Source organism: Achromobacter mucicolens, assembly GCF_902859725.1.
Lineage (GTDB): Bacteria > Pseudomonadota > Gammaproteobacteria > Burkholderiales > Burkholderiaceae_B > Achromobacter > Achromobacter mucicolens.
The window spans coordinates 1-17842 of the sequence record NZ_CADIJP010000005.1 but is presented as its reverse complement, the minus strand read 5'-3'; the positions used below and the strand labels follow the sequence as shown (position 1 = coordinate 17842).

Annotated in this window: 16 protein-coding genes; 7 read left to right on the top strand and 9 right to left on the bottom strand. The window is 66.3% G+C overall.

Annotated elements, in window-relative coordinates; translation table 11 throughout:
• The first annotated feature begins 25 nt into the window (after positions 1–25).
• Positions 26–1006 (top strand): ABC transporter substrate-binding protein, encoded by a 981-nt coding sequence (locus tag HV786_RS07175; protein ID WP_128829059.1) that lies wholly within the window; start codon positions 26–28, stop codon positions 1004–1006.
• Positions 1007–1013: 7 nt separating this feature from the next.
• Here HV786_RS07175 and HV786_RS07170 read toward each other — a convergent pair whose 3' ends face one another.
• The 4 genes from HV786_RS07170 to HV786_RS07155 form a co-directional block, all read right to left on the bottom strand.
• The gene (locus HV786_RS07170; protein ID WP_128829060.1) at positions 1014–2102 is read right to left on the bottom strand and encodes a porin; all 1089 of its coding nucleotides are present in this window, start codon (positions 2100–2102) and stop codon (positions 1014–1016) included.
• A gap of 8 nt (positions 2103–2110) precedes the next feature.
• The gene (locus tag HV786_RS07165) at positions 2111–3274 is read right to left on the bottom strand and encodes an acetyltransferase domain-containing protein (RefSeq protein ID WP_128829061.1); all 1164 of its coding nucleotides are present in this window, start codon (positions 3272–3274) and stop codon (positions 2111–2113) included.
• A 143-nt stretch (positions 3275–3417) separates the two neighbouring features.
• Positions 3418–4668, bottom strand: a complete 1251-nt coding sequence (locus tag HV786_RS07160; protein ID WP_254599457.1) for a sensor histidine kinase — start codon at positions 4666–4668, stop codon at positions 3418–3420.
• A 43-nt stretch (positions 4669–4711) separates the two neighbouring features.
• Positions 4712–5395 (bottom strand): response regulator transcription factor, encoded by a 684-nt coding sequence (locus tag HV786_RS07155; RefSeq protein WP_142055145.1) that lies wholly within the window; start codon positions 5393–5395, stop codon positions 4712–4714.
• 209 nt (positions 5396–5604) lie between these two features.
• On the opposite strand from HV786_RS07155, the gene HV786_RS07150 reads away from it, so the two are divergent.
• Genes HV786_RS07150 through HV786_RS07130 form a run of 5 tightly spaced genes read left to right on the top strand, consistent with a single transcriptional unit; the run spans position 5605 to position 10085 of the window.
• Positions 5605–6732, top strand: coding sequence for an ABC transporter substrate-binding protein (locus tag HV786_RS07150; protein ID WP_128828333.1), 1128 nt, complete (start codon positions 5605–5607; stop codon positions 6730–6732).
• Between the two features lie 6 nt (positions 6733–6738).
• Positions 6739–7821: a FecCD family ABC transporter permease gene (locus HV786_RS07145; protein WP_175210422.1), complete on the top strand. Its 1083-nt coding sequence runs from the start codon at positions 6739–6741 to the stop codon at positions 7819–7821.
• A gap of 30 nt (positions 7822–7851) precedes the next feature.
• Positions 7852–8307, top strand: a complete 456-nt coding sequence (gene azu / locus HV786_RS07140; protein ID WP_128828332.1) for an azurin — start codon at positions 7852–7854, stop codon at positions 8305–8307.
• A 2-nt stretch (positions 8308–8309) separates the two neighbouring features.
• Positions 8310–9092, top strand: coding sequence for an ABC transporter ATP-binding protein (locus HV786_RS07135; protein ID WP_128828331.1), 783 nt, complete (start codon positions 8310–8312; stop codon positions 9090–9092).
• A gap of 60 nt (positions 9093–9152) precedes the next feature.
• Complete coding sequence (locus tag HV786_RS07130; RefSeq protein ID WP_128828330.1) at positions 9153–10085, top strand: hypothetical protein; 933 nt, start codon at positions 9153–9155, stop codon at positions 10083–10085.
• A 16-nt stretch (positions 10086–10101) separates the two neighbouring features.
• Here the strand turns inward: HV786_RS07130 and ilvA are convergent, their stop codons facing one another.
• Complete coding sequence (gene ilvA, locus HV786_RS07125) at positions 10102–11673, bottom strand: threonine ammonia-lyase, biosynthetic (RefSeq protein ID WP_128828329.1); 1572 nt, start codon at positions 11671–11673, stop codon at positions 10102–10104.
• A gap of 556 nt (positions 11674–12229) precedes the next feature.
• Between ilvA and HV786_RS07120 the strand changes: the two genes are divergently transcribed.
• Positions 12230–14458 (top strand): NADP-dependent isocitrate dehydrogenase, encoded by a 2229-nt coding sequence (locus HV786_RS07120; RefSeq protein WP_128828328.1) that lies wholly within the window; start codon positions 12230–12232, stop codon positions 14456–14458.
• Positions 14459–14585: 127 nt separating this feature from the next.
• Here HV786_RS07120 and HV786_RS07115 read toward each other — a convergent pair whose 3' ends face one another.
• The 4 genes from HV786_RS07115 to HV786_RS07100 all read right to left on the bottom strand — a co-directional run.
• Positions 14586–15386 (bottom strand): ABC transporter permease, encoded by an 801-nt coding sequence (locus tag HV786_RS07115; protein WP_175210420.1) that lies wholly within the window; start codon positions 15384–15386, stop codon positions 14586–14588.
• Complete coding sequence (locus HV786_RS07110; protein ID WP_420809629.1) at positions 15377–16021, bottom strand: ABC transporter ATP-binding protein; 645 nt, start codon at positions 16019–16021, stop codon at positions 15377–15379. The genes HV786_RS07115 and HV786_RS07110 overlap by 10 nt, the downstream gene beginning before the upstream one ends.
• Before the next feature lie 96 nt (positions 16022–16117).
• On the bottom strand, positions 16118–17245 hold the full coding sequence (locus HV786_RS07105; protein ID WP_128830243.1) for a hypothetical protein: 1128 nt from the start codon (positions 17243–17245) through the stop codon (positions 16118–16120).
• On the bottom strand, positions 17245–17842 hold a 598-nt coding region (locus tag HV786_RS07100), incomplete at its 5' end, for a hypothetical protein (RefSeq protein ID WP_217472104.1). The genes HV786_RS07105 and HV786_RS07100, both read right to left, overlap by 1 nt.

Below are 17842 nucleotides of genomic sequence, written 5' to 3'. Positions count from 1 at the left end.
GCGCGCGTCACGCCGCTGCAAACCCATGAAAATCCGTACCCCCCTTCGCATCGCCGCCGCCGCTGCGGCCTCTTTGCTGACCGTGTCGGCAATGGCTGATGACAAGGCCAACGACAAGGCCGTCGTCTCGGCAGCCTTCAAGTCGGTGTTCTACCTGCCGGTCTACTTTGCCGAGGATCATGGCTACTTCAAGGACGAAGGCCTGGACGTGCGAATCGACGTCGCATCCTCGTCCACCAACGCGCTGGCCGCTGTCATCTCCCGAAGTGCCGACTTTTCCCTGCACGGCCCGGAATGGACCGCGATCTCCTTCGGGCGCGGCGCACCCGTCAAGGTGGTGGGCGGCACGCTGAACCGCCTGGGCGTGTGGCTGACGTGCAAGCCGGGCTTCGCCTTTGACGGCTTCAAGAGCCTGAAGGGCGCCACCATCTCGACGGGCGCGATGCCGACGACCAGTTCGTCCGCATTCATCAAGCTCGTCAAGCACGCCGGCCTGGATCCCAAGCGCGACGTGAACCTGCTGGAGGTGCCGCTGGGCAACGAGATCGGCCCGCTCAGTTCCGGTCAGGCCGACTGCGCGGTGCTCTACGAACCGGGCGCCTCGCAGGCGCAGGCGCAGGGGTTCAAAGTGGTTTCCGCTTTCTCGCGCGAGATGGGCCCGTACACGTTCTCGGCCATTTCCACACGGCAGGACATTGCCCCCCACGTATCGCAGAAGTTCGTGTCCGGCATCGACCGTGCGCTCAAGGCGATCCACAAGGATCCGGCCGCCGCCGTGGCGAGCGGCTTGAAGCTCTTTCCCAACCTGGACCCGGCCGTCGTGCGGGCGTCCGTGCAACGTCTGATCGAGGACGGCGTGTTCGCCGATTCCGTCGCCGTGCCGGAGCAGGCGTTGAAGGACGCCCTGCAGACCCAGATCGACCTGGGCAATCTGGACCGCATCCCCGCGGACGGCAAGTGGCTGGATCTCGGCTACGCGGATTCGATCGCCGGAAAGGCGTACTGACGCACGGTCAGAAGCGGTGGCGCATGCCCACCGCGTACTGGGACTGATGCCAGGACGGATCGTCCCAGGCTCCGCGCATGTAGCCGTAGATGGCGTACACGTTGGTGCGCTTGGACAGGTCGTAGACGTAGCCGGCCGAATAGATCTGCTGGGTATGCGTGGCGCCATCGCGCTCGAGCGCGCCGCCGCCCGGCAGGCTGCCCTGCCACGACGCCATCACGGTGCTCGCACCATTGCGCCAGGCAGCGCCCGCCATCACGCCGTGCACCGTGCTGCCCGGGAAGTACACCCGCTGACCGGGTGACTGGACCGCCGGGATGGTTGAGCCGTTGCGCATCACCGACCAGCCGGCATAAAGCGTGAACGCATCCACCGTGGCGCGGCCGGCCAGCGTGTAGGCGTAGGGCCGGCGGTCGGCGCCTGCCCGGGTCATGGCGGCCGATTGCGCCGTGCCGTCCGCCCAGCTTGCGCCTTCGTAGGTGGCGGCGATCGAATAGCCCGGCTGGTCGAACACCACGGCGGCGCTGTATAGCTTGTTGGTGGACGCGGTCTGGAACCCGCCCCCGCCGTCATAGTCCAGGCTGGCATCGACGCCCGCGCGCAGCCCGCCGACAGAGGGGCTCCAGTAGGCCACCATGTTGTCTGCGCGATTGGCGTTGTACGGCAGCAGCGCGGTCTGCGCGCCGGTGATCAGGTACGACGCCAGGAACGCATCGTAGTCGGCCAGCGTGGCTGACGACACCGACGTCTGCCGGCCAAGCCTAAGATCGCCAAAACCGCCCGACACGCCCATCCACGCCGCGCGCCCGAACAGGCGCCTGCCCTGCGCCGAGTTGCCGTTGTTGGCTAGAAAGCCGCTTTCAAGCTGGAAGTTGGCCCGCAGCCCATTGCCCAGGTCTTCGCTGCCGCGCAGGCCCCAGCGCGATCCGGACTGCACGCCGGACTGCATGTTGATGGCCGTGCCGCGCTCCTGCGTGGAAAAGCCAGCGATGCTCAGGTCCACGACGCCATACAGCGTCACGGCGTTCTGCTGGGCGAGCGCAGCCCACGGCGCCATCAATGCCGCGATGCCCGCAGCCCACTTGCGTACCGCCATCGCCGGCCTCACAGGTACTTGAGCCAGGCGATATCGCGGCGCGCCGCCTTCAGGCGTCCGAACCAGCGCACGGGCCAGAACAGCGCCACCGCCAGCAGGATCGAGATCAGCCACACCGCGCCCATGCCGTCCACGCCGAAATACTTGCCCTGGTTCAGGCCCCAGATGGCTTCGCCGCCCAGATACAGCGCTTTCAGGACATACAGGTGCAGCAGATAGAAAAACATGGGCGCCGCGCCAAAGACGCACAGCGCGCGAACCCACGCCGCCGACTGCGCGCGCTCGATCAGCACCAGCAGGCACAGTCCCAGCCCCAGCGTCAGCAGCAGGAACATCAGCGACGGCGGGTACTTGGTGATGTTCAGAAAGCTCATGGCCGTATGCAACGCGTCGTCATGCACCGACCATTTCTGCGATTGCCCATACCCGTTGATCGCCCGCAGCACCACGAAACCCGCCACGGCCGCCAGCCCGGCCGCCCACAAACGGCGTTGACGCAGGGCCGCATCGGCGCCCGGCTGGAACCACGGGCCGGCGGCATAGCCCAGCGCAATCACGCCGATCCAGGGCAGCAACGGGTACGAGGTGCGCAGGCGCAGCGTGTCGCTTACTTCGATCCAGCCGCGGTCATGCAGCACCGCCCACGGCACGTGCAGGGCGTGACCTGCCGCGAAGTGAACGGCATCCAGCGCGTTATGGCCGGCAACCAGCGCCACGCCGGTCAACACCAGCGCCCAGCGCGGCAGCCATAGCAAGGCCGCCAGCGACAACATGGACAGGCCGATCACCCAGATCACCTGCAGGTACACAACGGAGGGCGGAAACTGAAAGGTCCACGCGAAGTTCACGACGATGACTTCGAGCGCAATGAGGAACGCGCCCCGCTTGGCCAGAAACGCCGCAGTGGCGCTTCGGTTGCCGGCCTTGGCGCCATACAGCCAGGCCGAAAGGCCCGTCAGAAAGACGAACACCGGCGCGCACAGATGCGCCAGCAGCCGCGAGAAGAACAGGTCGGGCGGCGTGGCGGATACGTCCATCGGGTCGCCGACCTGGTGGTGCAGGAAGAAGGTCTCGCGCACGTGGTCGAGCAGCATGATGACGATGACCAGGCCGCGTAGCGCGTCGATGGAGCGCAGCCGGGCGGCCGCGGGTTGGGAAACGAAAGAAGTCATGGGGAATGCGGAACTCGCGGCGACGCGCGCCGGGCGAAAAAAGCGAGAATAGTAATGTAATAACATTACTATTCCAAGACATTTTGTCCCTGTTTGACGCGCTGGCGTGTTGCCCGCCCCCTCGCGCAGGCGGGTGCCGCCGTTTACCCAGCCGGGGTGGGTGCGGGTCCTGCCAGGTCCACGCGGAACTGGCTACCCTGCCCGGGCCGCGATTGCAGCGACACGCGCCAGCCCTGGTGCTCGCAGATGCGTTGGACGAGCGACAACCCCAGCCCCAGGTTGCCATCGTCAGGCTGTCCGCCGCGCACGAATGGCTGGAAGAGCGATGCCTGCCGTTCCACGGGAATCCCCGGGCCGTCGTCCTCGACTTGCACGAAGTCCGGCCCCGCCGTGATGGCGACCCATGCCTGCGGCCCGGCATATTGCAGCGAATTGCGGATCAGATTGGACAGCACGGCGCGCAAGAGCGGCGCCGGAAACAGCAAGGCGGGCTCGTCCCCGCCGGCGGTCTCCAGGGTCAACTGCATGCCGCGCCGCTGCGCCACGGGCGACCAGGCCGCCAATTGGCCGCGCGCGGTGGCCGCGGCGCTTTCGCGCGGAAAAAGGCCGGCGGCATCGCCGCCGCGCGCCAGCATCAGATACGTGTCCAGCCGTTCACCCATGTCGGCCGCGGCCGCTTCGATGCGCGCCAGCCGCGCCCGGCCCGCCGCGTCCAGTCCGTGTTCTTCGCGCAGCAGCTCGCACGAGCTGGAAATCACCATCAGCGGCGTGCGCAACTCATGCCCGACATCGGCGGTAAAGAGCTGCTCGCGCCGCAGCGCCTGCTCAAGCTGGTTGTAGGTCGAGTCGAACGCGGCCGCGAGCTGGCCGATCTCGTCCGGCGGATAGTCTTCGGCCAGCCGGGTCTGCGGCGGCTGCGCGCCGCGTGTATTGACCTGCGCGGCCAGCCGCGCCAGCGGGCGCAGCAGGCGGCGGGTGGCCACGATGCCCAGCACGAACGCCAGCGCCAGACTGCCCGCCAGCCCCGTCACCGCGGTCAGGTGCGAGGCCGACTGGTTCTGCTCGTACTCGGTGTAGTCGCGCAGCAGCATGTAGCGCTGGCCGTCCAGGTCGTCGACCATTACGTGCCACACGCGGCCGTTGCGCTCGATCTTGTGAAAGCCCGGCGCCAGCGGCCGCAGCCACTCGGGAAACGCCGCGCTGTCCGGATCGCCATGAAAGAACCGGTTGGGCCGGCCCGGATCGATGCCGGCCAGGAAATCGCCCCGCACCCGCTCCACCGCCATGCCCATGTCGATGCGTTGCAGGTGGGCCTCCAGCTTGCCCACGCTCCAGACCGACAGCCAGGTCAAGAGACCCGCCACCAGCAGCGCCAGCGCAAGGTATGTCAGCACGAGGTGGCGGGCCAGTCCGCGCCGCACCGGGCGTGCGCCGCGGCTAGCCATCGCTGGGGGGCCGCAACTGGTAGCCGATGCCATGCACGGTGTGCAGCAGCGGCGTGTCGTAGGGCTTGTCGACCACGTGGCGGATCTGGTGGATGTGGGTGCGCAGGCTGTCGCTGTCGGGTGGCGAATCTCGCCATAGCGCCTCTTCGAGCCGGGTACGGTGGACCACCGCCGGGCTGGCGCGCATCAGCAAGGTCAGCAGTTGCAGCGGCGATGGCGGCAGGCGCAGGGCCTGACCCGCGCGCGCCAGCGCCAGGGTGCCGGTATCCAGCGTCAGGTCGCCCACGCGCAGGACTCGGGACGCGCCCGCCCCGCTGGCGCGATGCAGCAGCGCCTTGACCCGCGCCGCCAGTTCGGCCAGCGCAAATGGCTTGACCAGGTAATCGTCGGCGCCCGCGTCGAATCCCGTCAGGCGGTTGTCCAACGTGTCGCGCGCGGTGACCATGATGACAGGCGTGTTGCACGCCGCCTCGGTGCGCAGCCGGCGGCAAAGCGCGTAACCATCCAGCCGCGGCAGCATCAGGTCCAGCACGATCAGGTCGAATTCGCCCGTGGCCGCCATCGCATAGCCGCGCTGGCCATCCTCGGCGCAATCCACGATGTAGCCGCGGCGCGTCAGGTGATGCGTGATATTGGCAAGAATGTCGGGGTCGTCTTCGATGACGAGAACGCGCATGGCGAGACAGCTCGGAGAACAACAATCAATCTCACATTGTAGTGGCCGAGGCGTGGGACGCCCGGTGTCGGATGCCGTGTGTGCGGCGCCTGCGCCACAGGTTCGGCGCGTCTTAACGAATTCTTGAGACCGGTTGTCGGACACTGCCCGGCGATAAGAATGGTTCGCGTTACCCGAAACGCGCGGCCAACGCCCCAGAAGGATTCGCCATGCCCCCGATTGCCCTGTTCCGTGCGGCCGTGACCGCCGCCGCCCTGTTCTGCGCCCTGCCCGCCTCCCATGCACGCGAGGTCACCGACCTGGCTGGCCGTGTCGTGACGGTGCCCGACCACCCGCGGCGCATTCTGCTGGGTGAAGGCCGCTTTGCCTTCGCGATGGCGCTGCTGGACCGGCACGACCCCGTCGCGCGCGTGGTCGGCTGGCAAGGAGAGCTCAAGCAACAGGACCCCTATTCCTGGAACCAGCTCGTCAAGCGCTTCCCGCAAGCGGCACAGGTTCCCTTGATCGGCAAGACGTCGGAAGCCAGCGTCAGCCCGGAAAGAATCGTTTCGCTGCGGCCCGACGTGGCGATCTTCAGCATCAGCGGCCACGGTCCGGGCCGCAACAACCCCATGATTCCCGCCTTGCAGGAAGCCGGCATCCCGATCGTTTTCATCGACTTCCGCCAGCACCCGGTACGCAACACGGTGCCCAGCCTGCGCATCCTGGGCCAGGCCCTCGACCGGCAAGCGCAGGCCGAGGCCTACATTGCGTTCTACGAGGAGCGCCTGGCCCGGGTGCGCAAGGTGGTGGACGCGGTGCCACAAGCGCAGCGGCCGCGCGTCTTCGTGGAAATGCTGGCGGGCGTGTGGCCCGCGTGCTGCCACACCACCGGCAACGGCAGCTTTGGCGACCTGCTGGAAGCAGCCGGCGGCGTCAATGTGGCCGCGCCCGTGCTGCCCGGCGCCATCGGCGACGTCAGCCTGGAATTCGTCATCGACGCCAAGCCCGACGTTTACATCGCCACGGGCAGCCGGTCGGAGCCAGGCCGGCCAGGCCTCTTGGCCGGGCCCGGCGCAGATCCCAAGGTCTCTGCCGGCAGCCTGTCCACGCTGCTGGCCCGCGACGGCATCCGCGACCTGGATGCTGTCACGCAACATCGCGCCTTCGGCATCTGGCACGCCTTCTACAACTCGCCCTACAACATCGCCGCCATCGAGGCGATGGCCAAGTGGCTCTACCCCGAGCGCGCGGCGGCGCTTGATCCGCAAGGCACGCTGGACGCGCTGTACAGCCAGTTCCTGGACCTGGACAGCACGGGTGCCTTCTGGACGACCCCGGCCGCGCCTGCGAAGTAGACCGACATGACCGATATCGTCACCGCGACGCCGCTACGCGCGGCGTCCGTCCCCGGCGACCCCATCGCCGCATACCGGCGCGCGGTGCGCAAGCGTCTCTTGCTGACCGCCGCGCTGGTGCTGGCCATCGTGGCGAGCCTGCTGGCCGACATCGCGAGCGGACCCGCATCACTGTCCCTGCCTGAGTTGCTGCGCACGCTGCTGCACCCCGACGTGTCGGACACCGGCACGCGCGTCATCGTCTGGCAGTTCCGGTTGCCCTATGCGCTGATGGCGCTGCTGGTCGGCGTTGCGCTGGGCCTGGGCGGCGCCGAGATGCAGACCATGCTGGACAATCCGCTCGCCAGCCCCTACACCCTGGGCGTCTCGGCCGCGGCAGCCTTCGGCGCGTCCCTCGCCATCACGCTGGACTGGCATCTGCCGGCGCTGCCGGCCGGCATGACCGTGTCCGTGTCGGCTTTCGCCTGCACGCTGCTGTCGGTGCTGGTGCTGGAGCGCGTGGCGCGGTGGCGCGGCGGATCCACGCTGGGCGTGGTCCTCTTTGGCATCGCGCTGGTGTATTCGTTTCAGGCGCTGGTGATGCTGCTGCAGTTCGTCGCCAGCGAGGAAGCGCTGCAGGGCATCGTGTTCTGGACCATGGGCAGCCTTGCGCGCGCCAACTGGACAACGGTCGGCGTCATGGCGGCGGCCCTGGCGCTGGCCATTCCGTTTTCGATGCGCGACGCCTGGAAGCTCACCGCGGTGCGGCTGGGCGAGGAGCGCGCGGCCAGCTTCGGCATCGACGTCAAGCGCCTGCGCCTGGTCAGCCTGCTGCGCGTCAGCGCGCTGGCGGCGCTGGCCGTGTCGTTCGTGGGCACGATCGGCTTCGTCGGTCTGGTTGCGCCGCACATCGCGCGGCTGCTGCTGGGCGAAGACCATCGCTATTACCTGCCGGGCAGCGCCCTGGCCGGCGCGCTGATCCTGTCGCTGGCGTCCGTCGCCTCCAAGACCGTGCTGCCCGGCGCGCTCATTCCGGTGGGCATCGTCACGTCGCTGGTCGGCATTCCCTTCTTTCTCACCATCGTCGTGCGCGCGCTCAAGCGCGCCTGACGGCATCCCATCGCACAAGGAGACACCCCGATGAAATTCCGCCTGACGCTGACCCTCGCGGCCCTGATGATCGCCGGCACGGCCCATGCCGCGCCTGCCGAGTGCAGCATCGACGTCGAAGGCCGTCCCGGCAAGCAGTTCGGCCCTGACCACATCGTCGTGCCGGCAAGCTGCCAGGAATTTACCGTGCGGCTCATACACACGGGCAAGAACAGCAAGGAAAAGGCCGGCCACAACTGGGTGCTGACCAAGACCGAGGACATCGACGCCGTCATGACGGACGGCATCCAGGCCGGTGCGAACAACGACTTCCTGAAGCCGGGAGACGCCCGCATCCTGGCCAAGACGCCGATGCTGCGCGGCGGCGAGACGGCCACCGTCACCTTCCCCGTCAGCCGCCTGCGCGCCGGCCAGTCATACACCTACTACTGCTCGTTCCCGGCGCACGCGCAGCACATGCGCGGCACGCTGGTCCTGCAACCCTGACGATGACGCAGCTACGCATCCAGGCGCTGTCCGCGGGCTACAGCGGACGCCCGGTGCTGCGCCACGCCAGCGCCGGCCCCATGACCGAAGGCGCCGTCACCGCGCTGCTGGGCCCCAACGGCAGCGGCAAATCCACGCTGCTCAAGACGCTGGCGGGCCTGCACCCCGTGATGGACGGTGCCCTCTGGCTGGACGGCGAGGACCTGGCGCAGGCCAGCGCCGCCCGCCGCGCCGAATGCGCGATGTACATGCCGCAGGCCCTGCCCAAGGGGGTGCACATGACCGTCTTTGAATCGGTGCTGGTGGCGGCGCGTTCCGGAAGGCACGGGCAACCCGGCCACGCGCTGATGGAGGACGCCATGGCGATCATCACCGAGCTGGGCATTGCGCCCCTGGCCAGCCGCCATTTGGACGAACTGTCAGGCGGACAGAAGCAGCTTGCCTCGCTGGCCCAGGCGCTGGTGCGGCGCCCGCGCCTCTTGCTGCTCGACGAACCGCTGTCCGCGCTGGATCTGAATTATCAGTTCCACGTGATGGACGTGTTGCGCCGCCAGACGCGCCGGCACCGCCTCATCACGCTGGTGGTGCTGCACGACCTGAACATCGCGCTGCGCCACGCGGACCATGCGTTGCTGCTGCACGCGGGCGCGATCGAAGCCGAAGGGCTACCAGGCGATGTCGTGACGCCCGACACGCTGCACCGCGTGTACCGGGTGCGGGCACGCGTGGAGCATTGTCCGCAGGGACAGGCGCAGATCCACGTCGACGGGCTGGCGGAACGCTGAACCGGACCCGCGCGGCTTCAGCGGTATATTCACCCCTCCCGCCATCCTCTGAGTCCGCCCATGACGAGCCGCCGCGCCCTCGTGCTTCTGCTCAGCCTGCTGGCCGCGCCCTCGGGCGCCGCAGTGGTCTATGACAATCACGGCCTTGTCGTCGACGTGGCAGCCGGCAGCCGCAGCGACTGGAATACCGGTCAGCGCCAGACGACGCGCGCCACTACCATCACGTTCCAGGGCAAAAGCCTGTGCGGCGCGGACGTCGGCGCCCTGCTCTTTCCTGGTAGCAATGCGCCGCAAGCCCGCGCGTTCTTCTGCCCCGGTCCCGTCGCCATTCTGGAAACCGATGCCGTGCTGGCATTCTTCACCAGCTCCAGCGCCAGCACCGTCCTCGCGCATCTGCAAGTGATCAACGGCGCGCTGCGCGTGCAGCGCCTGGCCGTCTCCGACAAGCCAGACCGCGACCGGATCCACGGCACGCGGTTCGAGGACGCCCGCCTGCCCGGATGGACGCGCGTGAATTCCGCCTGGAACGAAACCGTGATGATCCGGCATGCGCCGCTCAAGGCGCTGAACCTTGGTCCGGGCAAGCTGCTGGACGTGGCCGGCGATGTGGCCTACCTGGCTATCCCTCCGGGCCGCGACGTCGTCGTGCTGCAACCGGCCACTCACGTCAAGGACGCCCACGGTTACCTGCAATACGTGCCGGAAGTCAGCAAATTCGTGGATACGCCCCTGGCGTTTCGCGCGGTGCGCCTGAGCGACGGGCGTGAACTGGCGCGCCTGGATTTCAAGGACACGTGCGTGGGTCTGCCTGCGCTGCAATTCGAACGGCCCAGTGCAAAGGCCGCTTCCGGCTCGTCGCCGGCCGTCGCATTCGACGACGTGCCCGCATGGCGCGCAAACGCGCTGGAACTGACCCAGGCGCAGGGCCGCGCGACGCTGCGTTTGAAGCCTGGCGTGGCATTGCCGCGCAAGGCCGGTTGCAACGCCAGCTAAACGCCCGGCCACACGCTCAGATCAGGAACTGGCGGTAGGCCTCGTTCCCCGTTTCCTCGGCGTGCGCATAACCCAGTTGCCGCAGGAAGGCATCCAGCGCCGCATCGTCGGCCACCGGCGCCTGGATGCCCACCAGCGCCGAGCTGAAGTCCGTGCCCTGATTGCGGTAATGGAACAGGCTGATGTTCCAGTTGGGCGCCATCGCCGACAGGAACTTCATCAGCGCGCCCGGCCGCTCGGGAAATTCAAAGCGGAACAGACGTTCGCCGCCTGCCAGCGGCGAGCGTCCGCCGACCATGTAGCGGATGTGTTGCTTGGAGACTTCGTTGTTCGTCAGGTCGGTCGCCGAGAAGCCCTCGGCCTGCAACGCCGCCAGAATGTCGGCGGATTCACCGCGGCGCGCGATCTGCACGCTGACGAAGATGTGCGCGGTGTGCGCGTCGGCGATGCGGTAGTTGAATTCGGTCACGCTGCGTTGCCCGATCACCTTGCAAAAGCGCCGGAAGCTGCCGCGTTCTTCGGGAATGGTCACCGCGAACACCGCCTCGCGCGCCTCGCCCACCTCGGCGCGGTCCGCCACGAACCGCATGCGGTCAAAGTTCATGTTGGCGCCCGAAGTGATCGCCACCAGCGATTGCCCGCGAGCGCCTTCGCGCTCGACGTATTTCTTGAGCCCCGCCACCGCCAGCGCACCTGCGGGCTCCAGCACGCTGCGCGTGTCCAGGAAAACGTCCTTGATGGCCGCGCATACCGAATCGGTGTCGACCAGAATCACTTCGTCCAGATGCTCGCGGCACAGGCGGAACGTCTCTTCGCCCACCAGCTTGACGGCCGTGCCGTCCGAAAACAGGCCCACGTCGGCCAGGATGACGCGTTCGCCCACGCGCAGCGACTGCGCCATCGCGCAAGAGTCCTCGGTCTGGACGCCGATGACCTTCACGCCGGGATGCACCGCCTTCACGTAGGTCGATACGCCCGCCGCCAGGCTGCCTCCGCCGATGGGCACGAAGATGGCGTGCAGCGGTTCGGGGTGCTGGCGCAGGATCTCCATGCCCACCGTGCCCTGGCCGGCGATCACATACGGATCGTCGAACGCGGGGACAAACGTCAGCCCCTGTTCCTGCGCCAGCATCTGGGCATGGGCGTAGGCGTCGCTATACGAATCGCCGGCCTGCACCACGGTGACGGTCGGGCCGCCGTGGGCGCGCACTGCGTCCACCTTCACTTGCGGTGCGGTCTGCGGCACCACGATGATGGCCCGCACGCCCAGCTTGGCCGCCGAAATGGCGACACCCTGCGCATGGTTGCCGGCCGACGCGGTGATCACGCCGCGCTCCAGCGCCGCCCGCGGCGTGTTGCGCATCTTGTTATAGGCGCCGCGCACCTTGAACGAAAAGACCGGCTGGTTGTCTTCGCGCTTGTAGTGGACAGTGTTGCCGAGCCGGGCGGACAGTCCGCGCGCCAGGTCCAGTTCGGTTTCCCGGGCAATGTCATAGACCCGGGCGGTCAGGATCTGCCGCAGGTACTCCATGGGCGTGGCGGCGCCAGCCTGAAATTCCGAGGGTGCGTTGGGGGGGGTAGCGGACATGGTTTCTCTGCTTGGGTAGGCTTGCCCGGCAGAGGCGGCCACAAAAAACCCGCCTCGTGGGGCGGGTGGCTGTGACTGTTGCGGTCGCGCGCTAACCCACCATTCCAGGAATGATGGTAATAATCAGCGAAATGCGGACGGCGCGGAAATTCATGGGCGCTACTTTCCTCTCATCGCGCCGCTTTGTCAAACGCGAAAGTTGGGCGCGATCCGCATCACATTGGCCGGCCGCACGCGATCCGTCCCTGAAACTTTGGGCATATGCATATTGCGTCGCCATCATGAAATGGAATCATTTCCCGGCGCAATGCGTAGCACGGTATTACAATGGAAAGTTCGTGGCGGTCGCACCTTCCAAGGCGGACCCGGATACGGCCCTTTCAATTGGGCCGGCCGGTCCAGTCAAACAATAGGACGGGCGGCGGTCATGTTGGGCGGACGGCTTGCCTGCGCGTCCCTCCATACGAACCCACTCTCGACAACATCTACCGGCGTACGCCGCATAGCATGTTCGGGTTTGCGCGTTAATCGCCTGAGCCGAACAGATTCAAGGATCATGTCTCTTACTCCGAAGATTATCTATACCCTCACCGACGAAGCTCCGGCACTTGCAACCCGTTCGTTGCTGCCCATCGTCCAGGCATTCGCCAAACCCGCAGGCATCACGGTCGAGACCCGCGACATTTCGCTGGCAGGCCGCATCATCGCCCTGTTCCCGGATTACCTCGAAGACGGCCAGAAGCTGTCCGACGCCCTGGCTGAGCTGGGCGCCCTCGCGGTCAAGCCCGAAGCCAACATCATCAAGCTGCCCAACATCAGCGCCTCGATGCCCCAACTGAAGGCGGCCATCAAGGAACTGCAGGACCAGGGCTACAAGCTGCCGGATTACCCGGATGCCCCCGCCAACGACACTGAACGTGACGTCAAGGCCCGCTACGACAAGGTCAAGGGCAGCGCCGTCAACCCGGTCCTGCGCGAAGGCAACTCCGACCGCCGCGCCCCGCTGTCGGTCAAGAACTACGCCCGCAAGCACCCGCACAAGATGGGCGCCTGGTCGGCCGACTCCAAGTCGCACGTCGCGCACATGAGCGAAGGCGACTTCTACGGTACTGAAAAGTCGGCCCTGATCGCCGAAGCCGGCGACGTCAAGATTGAACTGACGGCTGCCGACGGCACCAAGACCGTCCTGAAGGAAAAGACCCCGGTCAAGGCCGGCGAGATCATCGACGCCGCCGTGCTGTCGACCGCCAAGCTGAAGTCCTTCCTGCAGGCGCAGATCGACGACGCGCGCGCCAACGGCGTGCTGTTCTCGGTCCACCTGAAGGCCACCATGATGAAGGTCTCGGACCCCGTCATCTTCGGCCACGTGGTCTCCGTGTTCTACAAGGACGTCCTGGCCAAGCATGCCGACGTCCTCAAGCAGGCCGGCTTTGACCCCAACAACGGCATTGGCGACCTGTACGCCAAGATCCAGTCGCTGCCCGCCGACCAGCAGGCCGCCATCACCGCCGACATCGACGCCGCCTACAAGACCCTGCCGCAGCTGGCCATGGTGAACTCCGACAAGGGCATCACCAACCTGCACGTGCCCAGCGACGTCATCGTCGACGCGTCCATGCCCGCCATGATCCGCGACTCGGGCAAGATGTGGAACGCCGAAGGCAAGCTGCAGGACACCAAGGCCGTCATCCCCGACCGCAGCTACGCCGGCGTCTACCAGGCCGTCATCGACGATTGCAAGCGTAATGGCGCGTTCAATCCGGTCACGATGGGCAGCGTGCCCAACGTCGGCCTGATGGCCCAGGCTGCCGAAGAATACGGTTCGCACAACAAGACCTTCGTCATCCCGGCCGCCGGCACCGTGCGTGTCACCGACGCCTCCGGCGCCGTGCTGCTGGAGCAGGCCGTCGAGGCCGGCGACCTCTGGCGCATGTGCCAGACCAAGGACGCCGCGATCCAGGACTGGGTCAAGCTGGCCGTCACGCGCGCCCGCGCCACCAAGACGCCCGCCGTCTTCTGGCTGGACGAAAAGCGCGCCCACGACGCCCAGGTTATCGCCAAGGTCAAGCAGTACCTGAAGGACCACGACACCAGCGGCCTGGACCTGCGCATCCTCGACCCCGTCGAAGCCACCAAGTTCTCGGTCAAGCGCATCCGCGAAGGCCTGGACACCATCTCGGTCACCGGCAACGTGCTGCGCGACTACCTGACCGACCTGTTCCCCATCATGGAACTGGGCACCAGCGCCAAGATGCTGTCGATCGTGCCGCTGGTCGCCGGCGGCGGCCTGTTTGAAACCGGCGCGGGCGGTTCGGCGCCCAAGCACGTGCAGCAGTTCCTGGAAGAAGGCTTCCTGCGCTGGGATTCGCTGGGCGAATTCATGGCGCTGGCCGAGTCCCTCGACCACCTGGGACGCACGTACAAGAACCCGACCGCCCAGATCCTGGCCAAGACGCTGGATCAGGCCACGGCCAAGTTCCTGGACGAAAACAAGTCGCCCGAGCGCAAGGTCGGCGGCCTGGACAACCGCGGCAGCCACTTCTACCTGGCGATGTACTGGGCCCAAGCCCTGGCCGCCCAGACCGAAGACCGCGCCCTGGCCGCCCAGTTCGCGCCCGCCGCGACCGCGTTCTCGGAAGGCGAGAACAAGATCCTGGACGAGCTTAAGGCCGCCCAAGGCAAGCCCGTGGACATCGGCGGCTACTACCAGCCGAACGAAGCCAAGGCCAGCCAGGCCATGCGCCCCAGCGCCACGCTGAACAAGGTGCTGGCCTCCATCGGCTAAGCGTCCCCTGCTTTGCCAGCCGGCGCAAGCTGGCTGACAGACAAGAAACCGGCAGTCCCGTTGGGGCTGCCGGTTTTTCTTTGGGCGCGCCGGATGCCTGCATTCGTGGGCAAGGCGACACGCGCCCTTACCGCCCCGGCATCAACCTGTCCAGCCGCAGCCTTCCACGCTCATCGGTCAATCGGCGCATGGCGCCATAGGCTGCGCCCATCGCTGCCATGCCGCTTGCGCCGCACAGCAGAAACATCAGCAGGATCTGGTATTTGGCCGCGTCCACAGGGTCCATGCCCGCGATGATCTGGCCGGTCATGATGCCGGGCAAGGTGATGATGCCCGCGGCCGACATCTGGTTGATGCTCGGCACGATGCCGCGCCGCACGGATTCTCGCAACAGCGATGAGAACGCCTGGTGGACCGTGGCGCCCAGCGCCAGGCGCGCCTCGATGCCCAGCCGTTCGCGGCGCACGCCTGACAACATGCTGTCCAGCGCCAGACTGGCGGCATTGAGCACGCTGCCCAGCACGATGCCCACCAGCGCAATGGTGTAGCGCGGGTCGTACCAGGGGTCCGGGCGCAACGCCGTGCTCAGGATGAACAGCGCCGTAATGAGCGTGGTGCTGGCCACCGCCAGCGTGCCGACCCAGCCGTTGCCGTGTCCGGTCAGGCGCGCCTTGGGCCGGGCGGCCACCTCGCGCGCGGCCAGCGCCATCATCACGGCCACCACCAGCGCCGTCAGCCATGGCGCGGCGTGGGCGAACACGATGCGAAGGATCTGGCCGACCAGGAGCAGTTGCACCACCGTGCGCACCGCCGCCCACAGCACCTGCCTTTGCAGGTTCAGGCGCAGCGCAAAGGAAATGCCGGCGCTTAGCAGCACCAGCAGCGACGCGATCACCAGATCCAGCGCCTGCAGTTGGATCACGTCCATAGGGGCTCCATGCGGCCCTGCGTCATCCGCCAGCTTCGGCGCGCCAGACGGCCGGCCTGCTCGGCGCTGTGTGTGACGATCAGGATGCCGCCACCGCGAGTCAGAAACCGCGCCAGTTCGGCCTCGACCAGCGCCGTCGCGACCTCGTCCAATGCCGCGGTCGGCTCGTCCAGCAGCAGCAAGCGCGGCTCTTGCAGCAGCGCGCGCGCGAGCCCCATGCGTTGGCGCTCGCCCGTGGACAGTTCGTGGACCAGCGCATCGAACTTGTCCTCGGTCAGCCCCAGCCGGCGCATGACGCCGACCGCCTCCGCGCGGTTCGCGTAATGCGCGGACACATGGTCCTCCCACCAGCCGGCCTCGGCCTGGCAATACACCACCTGGCGCCGCCATTCGAAACCGCGCATGGCCGACCGGCGGCGGCCATCCAGCTCGGCCTCGCCGTGGCCGGGATCCAGGTCGGCGATCTGGCGCAGCAGCAGCGATTTACCCGACCCCGACGCGCCGACCACGGCCGCGCACTCGCCCGCGGCCAGATCCAGGCTCACGGGCGCCAGGCGCTCGCTGTACAGGCCGCGCAGTCTGAGCAGCGGCGGAGCGTCAGAATCGGAGTGCGTGGAAACCGGCATGGGGGGCATGGGTATGCATCATATCGAATAGTCGGCGATCATCGAACGTCCAAGCCCTATAACGGCATACGCAAGTCGACTGATCATCTCAACGTGCAGGTATCATCAGTTCCGTTCACGCTTCTTACCCACGCGCGACGAACTCTCGGGGGCCCGCCCCGGCCGCAATTTCCAGCGGTGCGCATTGGCCAGCAACTGTGACTGAACGTCCGGCGGATAGTCAGCGACGGTAGTGAAAGCGGGCGCCGGCTTTCCCGGCTGGCCTGCCTCACGAATGACGCGCGGCCAACGTGGCCGCCAGCACAGCAACAACGAAGCCCAATGCGAGAGCCCGACGATAACGAATGCAGGCGAGATCAGCACGCAACCCAACCACGTCAACGGGCCGCTGTTGCGCAGAAACGGACCTAGCGCCTCGAACTGCGCCGTAAAGGCTGGCCAGGGCAAAGGCAGCTGCGAGCTGATGCGCGGTCTCTCGACAGCTTGCAGACCGCCCTCGTCCATGTACCGGCGGATGAATTCCCATTCGCACTGCAGGTCGGATAGACGGCTGCTTTGCCTTCCAATAAACACCGCGGTCGGAAAGGGCAGGTCCGTGTTGTCACCGGGGTACCAGCCCATCACCAACCTCAATCCGGGAATTTCCTCAGTATGTACACCCTCCCAAGGCAGAACCAGAATCCCCCCGCAGCTCGCCGGCCGATGAAGAAAGACTTGACGGGTGATACGGTTGAAGCGAATCAGGAGGTGGCGTGATGTGAGCATTTCAAGGCGAGTGAAGCGAAATGCATACTTGAAATACAGCCAGAGCGCTCCAGCCGTCACCGTGGTCCCCAAAAGAAAAGTGAACAGATCACCGATATACAGGTCTCGGCCAAAGGCGACTCCAGAGCCGGATAGGACTGCCCAAAGCAATCTTCCGTCTATGTCTATCCATGAACCCACCATGAAGTACATGAAGACGATCGTGAGCAGAGAGATGAATCCTCTCTTGTCTTCTAAACCACCGCAGCGCATTTCAAGGTATGCGTCGGTGCATGCATAGACCGGCCCCTTCGTTCTAGCCTGGCCGAACCGCTTCGCAGATTGGCGCGCACGGTCCTCCACAAGGCAATCTTCATAGGCCGGCTGAACGATTGGGATCGCCTGATTCTGGTATTCCTCGAGATTTTTCCTTAACCACGCGTCCGGTTTCAGACATACGAACCAAGAGATCCACTCAGCGATGTACATCAGATGATTTCCAAAAGCGCGCTATACAAGGCGGCCAACTCTTCTTCGGCATCCTTGTAAGTCTTCTCATACTTGAACTTCGGACCACGGTAGAGGGAACGCTTGCACCACTTTTCGAGGGCATCGTCATCAAATATCGTAATGACCACCGTAAAGGCGACTGTAATTAAGGTCCCACGAAGCAACACGCGCCGCAAGAAAAGGATGACCGCTTGTCGAGCCAAAACTGCGGAGACGCGAGAAAACAAATTCCACCAGGCAGCGTATTTCGTCGTTGTCGCGCGCTCGGCCAGCATCTTGATCATTGGGCGCGCCGCCGCAACCGCCAGACCTGCTTGGCTGACGGTCATGGCAGCGGCCGCCCAGAATCGAATTCGATATGCAGTCCCAAGCACTGTTCGACGTTCCCCAATGGCGGCCGTGCCATCCTGCCATTCGTAGATCATGAGCACGACGCTCCCCGCCGTCGCCAACGCCCCACCCCAAAGCCGCAACCTCCCCAAGAACACCGTGGCCCCGACCCCGGTCGTGCTTCCGGCGTTAAAGTGCCTCAACACCAGCTCCGTCCCGCAGGCCAGCATTTCGATCCCCGCCGCG

What these genes read in the sequence shown, in the direction of transcription:
- HV786_RS07175 (WP_128829059.1), top strand. Translation starts at nt 26, where the DNA reads ATGAAAATCCGTACCCCCCTTCGCATCGCCGCCGCCGCTGCGGCCTCT.
- HV786_RS07170 (WP_128829060.1), bottom strand. Translation starts at nt 2,102, where the DNA reads ATGGCGGTACGCAAGTGGGCTGCGGGCATCGCGGCATTGATGGCGCCG.
- HV786_RS07165 (WP_128829061.1), bottom strand. Translation starts at nt 3,274, where the DNA reads ATGACTTCTTTCGTTTCCCAACCCGCGGCCGCCCGGCTGCGCTCCATC.
- HV786_RS07155 (WP_142055145.1), bottom strand. Translation starts at nt 5,395, where the DNA reads ATGCGCGTTCTCGTCATCGAAGACGACCCCGACATTCTTGCCAATATC.
- HV786_RS07150 (WP_128828333.1), top strand. Translation starts at nt 5,605, where the DNA reads ATGCCCCCGATTGCCCTGTTCCGTGCGGCCGTGACCGCCGCCGCCCTG.
- HV786_RS07145 (WP_175210422.1), top strand. Translation starts at nt 6,739, where the DNA reads ATGACCGATATCGTCACCGCGACGCCGCTACGCGCGGCGTCCGTCCCC.
- azu (WP_128828332.1), top strand. Translation starts at nt 7,852, where the DNA reads ATGAAATTCCGCCTGACGCTGACCCTCGCGGCCCTGATGATCGCCGGC.
- HV786_RS07135 (WP_128828331.1), top strand. Translation starts at nt 8,310, where the DNA reads ATGACGCAGCTACGCATCCAGGCGCTGTCCGCGGGCTACAGCGGACGC.
- HV786_RS07130 (WP_128828330.1), top strand. Translation starts at nt 9,153, where the DNA reads ATGACGAGCCGCCGCGCCCTCGTGCTTCTGCTCAGCCTGCTGGCCGCG.
- ilvA (WP_128828329.1), bottom strand. Translation starts at nt 11,673, where the DNA reads ATGTCCGCTACCCCCCCCAACGCACCCTCGGAATTTCAGGCTGGCGCC.
- HV786_RS07120 (WP_128828328.1), top strand. Translation starts at nt 12,230, where the DNA reads ATGTCTCTTACTCCGAAGATTATCTATACCCTCACCGACGAAGCTCCG.
- HV786_RS07115 (WP_175210420.1), bottom strand. Translation starts at nt 15,386, where the DNA reads ATGGACGTGATCCAACTGCAGGCGCTGGATCTGGTGATCGCGTCGCTG.
- HV786_RS07110 (WP_420809629.1), bottom strand. Translation starts at nt 16,021, where the DNA reads ATGCCCCCCATGCCGGTTTCCACGCACTCCGATTCTGACGCTCCGCCG.
- HV786_RS07105 (WP_128830243.1), bottom strand. Translation starts at nt 17,245, where the DNA reads ATGTACATCGCTGAGTGGATCTCTTGGTTCGTATGTCTGAAACCGGAC.